Origin of the sequence: uncultured Gimesia sp., assembly GCF_937919775.1 — a bacterium.
Taxonomy (GTDB): domain Bacteria; phylum Planctomycetota; class Planctomycetia; order Planctomycetales; family Planctomycetaceae; genus Gimesia.
This window is the reverse complement of record NZ_CALFPF010000249.1, coordinates 1-3,252: the sequence shown is the minus strand read 5'-3', so window position 1 is coordinate 3,252 and position 3,252 is coordinate 1. Positions and strand designations below refer to the sequence as shown.

Annotated in this window: 1 protein-coding gene; it reads left to right on the top strand. The window is 50.7% G+C overall.

Features of this window, described 5'->3' with window-relative positions; all coding sequences use genetic code 11:
• Nucleotides 1–3,082 (top strand): efflux RND transporter permease subunit (locus Q0294_RS06585; RefSeq protein ID WP_299462208.1); only part of this gene is annotated, 3,082 nt, incomplete at its 5' end.
• Between the last annotated feature and the right edge of the window lie 170 nt (nucleotides 3,083–3,252).

The window sequence follows — 3,252 nt, the reverse complement described above, 5'->3', positions numbered from 1 at the left end:
CAGCGCGGTCATTGAGGATGCGGTTGCAACCGTAGCCGGGATTGACGAACTGTGGTCCATTTCGCGTGATGGCCGTTCGTTTGTGATTATTACATTCAATTTGAATCGCAATGTCGATGCAGCCACGCAGGATGTGCGTGATGCGGTTTCGGGGGTGATGAATCTGCTGCCTCCGAATATTGATCCTCCAGTTGTCCAGAAACGTGATCTGGAGTCGTCTCCGATCATGACGCTGGCGGTTTCGGGGCCACGCACTTCGCGCGAGCTGTATCTGTTTGCTGACCGGTATGTCAAAAATGTGATTGAATCTTCGCCTGGCGTCGGTGAAGTGCAGATTGCCGGCGCTGCGGACCGGGCTGTGAAAGTGAATATTGATGCGGATCGGCTGGCCGCCCATCAGATGTCGATTTTAGAGGTGCGTGATGCGCTGGTCCGGCAAAATACCGAAGTACCCGGCGGTCGCCTGGATCAGGGATTTCGCGAACGGTCGTTACGCACGATGGGACGCGTTGCCGATTCGGATCAATTTCCTAATCTGGTTGTAAAAACAGTCAATGGCACACCAGTTCGCCTGGCTGATCTGGGAACCGTGGTGGATGATACGAAAGAAGTCCGCACGATCGCGAGACTGAATCAAAAGCCTGCTGTGGTGTTGGAGATTCAGAAGCAATCTGGCGAAAATACCGTCGAGGTGGTGGAAGGCATAAAAAAAATGCTGCCTCGCAGCCAGGAGTTACTGCCTGATGATGTCAAAGTCAGCATCGTTCAGGATCAGTCCCGGTATATTGTTACCGCGTTACACGAGCTTGAAAATCATTTGGTCTCCGGCAGTATTTTAGCCTGTCTTACCGTATTGATTTTCATGCGTTCGTGGCGGTCGACCATTATCGCCTCGGTGGCGATTCCCGCTTCGATTATTTCCACATTTGCTTTTATGAAACTATTCGGTTTTACCCTCAATAATGTGACCATGCTGGCTCTGGTGTTGATGGTGGGGGTCGTCATCGATGATGCAATTGTTGTGCTCGAAAACGTGTTTCATTGTATTGAAGAAAGAGGTATGACGCCTCGTGAAGCAGCTGTCATCGGGACGAAGGAAATCGGGCTGGCGGTTCTGGCGACTACGATTTCTCTGGTGATTGTGTTTCTGCCGGTTTCCTTTTTGTCGAGTGTGACGGGGCGACTGCTGTTTCAGTTTGGCTTGACGGCTACGGTTGCGATTCTGGTTTCGATGCTCGTCAGTTTTACGCTGACACCCATGATGTGCAGCAAACTGTTACGTGCCGAGATGCCCAGTCCTGACGGCCCGAGTTCCCGATCAGGACTTTACCATTATGTCGAAACGTCATATCTCTGGACTTTGAAGCAGGCTCTGCGATTTCGCTGGCTGGTTCTGGCCATTTCCATTGGAGTGATTCTGAGTAACTATCCTCTGTATCAGCTCGTCAAACAGGACTATATCCCATTGAATGTCGATGAATCGGAATTTGAGATTCGTCTGGAAGCCCGCCAGGGAGCGACACTGCAGTCCATGAATCAGGTCATTGATCGGGCAGAGACGGAACTGATCAATACTCCCGGCGTGGAAATTCTACTGCTGACAGTGGGGTCCGGTGGCTTTGGTGATGTGAACCGTGCGAATATCTTTGTGCGGTTGGTTGACAGCGAGAAACGCACATTTTCCTTCGGTCGATTTTTCAGCGGACTGATACACGGTGATCTAAATGCCGCGTTTCACGGTAACTTTTCCCAGCGTGAAAAGATGGCTGAGGTAAGACAGAAGCTCAAAAGCATTCCGGATATGCGGATTTCTGTCCGTAACCTGACTTCGTTACGTCAGGGGGCACCGGTAGATATCGACTTTTCCATCACAGGCCCAGACATCGATGGCTTACTGGATTTCAGTAATAAATTACGTGAAAAAGTAAAAACAATTCCCGGTATCGTCGACGTCTATTCCACACTGCAGATTGATAACCCGGAACTGCTGGCACGCATTGATCGGGAACGGGCCGCGGCGATGGGGATCGATGTGCAGGAAATCGCCGATACTCTGCGAGTCGCTGTGGGCGGAGATGACCGTGTTTCCCGTTACCGTGATCGGACCGTTGACGACGCCTACGATGTGGAACTGCGTTTCGTTGGCCTTGACCGTGACGATATCCAGTCAATTTCACAACTCTATGTCCGCACCAATTCTCAGGGAGGAGGAACACCGGACTCTTCCACTTCTCCCGATAACAGATTGGCACGAATTGATAATGTGGTGGACTTTGAGTTCAACACCGCTGCTTCCCGTATCGATAGATTAAATCGACAGCGCATGATCGCCGTGCGAGCGAACATGGCTTCCGGATACGCGCTGGGAGACGGGCTCGCTGCCATGAAAGCTGCCGCCGAGGAAATTGGTATTCCGGAAGGTTACAACACACTTGTCCTCGGAGGAGGCCGGGAACTGGAACGGACTCTCGGCGATTTCAGCTGGACGATGGTACTGTCTTTCATTTTCATGTACATCGTGCTGGCAGCGCAGTTTGAAAATCTGGTTCATCCACTGGTGATTCTGCTATCGTTGCCTCTTGCAGTTCCCTTCGGTCTGTTAAGCCTGCACTGGGGCGGAGAAACGCTGAACCTGTATTCGGCGCTGGGGATTCTTGTCTTATTCGGCGTGGTGAAAAAAGCGGCGATTCTGCAGATCGATCATACGAACGCCCTGCAGCTCCAGGGATTTCCCCGTTATCAGGCAATTCTCCAGGCCAACCGGGATCGTCTCCGTCCCATTCTCATGACGACGCTTTCTTTCGTTGCGGGACTGATTCCACTGTTGATTGCGACGGGGCCCGGAGCGGAAGAACGCCGTTCTATTGCCGTACTGGCAGTCGGCGGGCAAACGTTGTCGCTGTTACTGACCCTGCTGGCAATCCCCGTGCTTTATACTTTTTTTGATGATCTGTCTGCCTTATTTACAAAATCCAGATCGAAGGATGATGCTGAGCTGGAACCACAACCGTTTATTGGTCCGGTGCAGAGGCACGATAAACCGGGTTCAAAATATTCTGCTGCGAAACTTGGAAAGAAGTGAAAGGGAATTCGTTTCGTCTGAGAAACCTGAAGCTACAACTCAGTTTTTGCCTGCTTTTATGGCAATGGAGTGAGTGTGCTGTAGATCAATTATTAGTCTCAAATTATCTAGAAGGCATCTCAAAACCGTTTTAATAGTGTAAATAAACAACCAAGAATAACAAAGCTTTC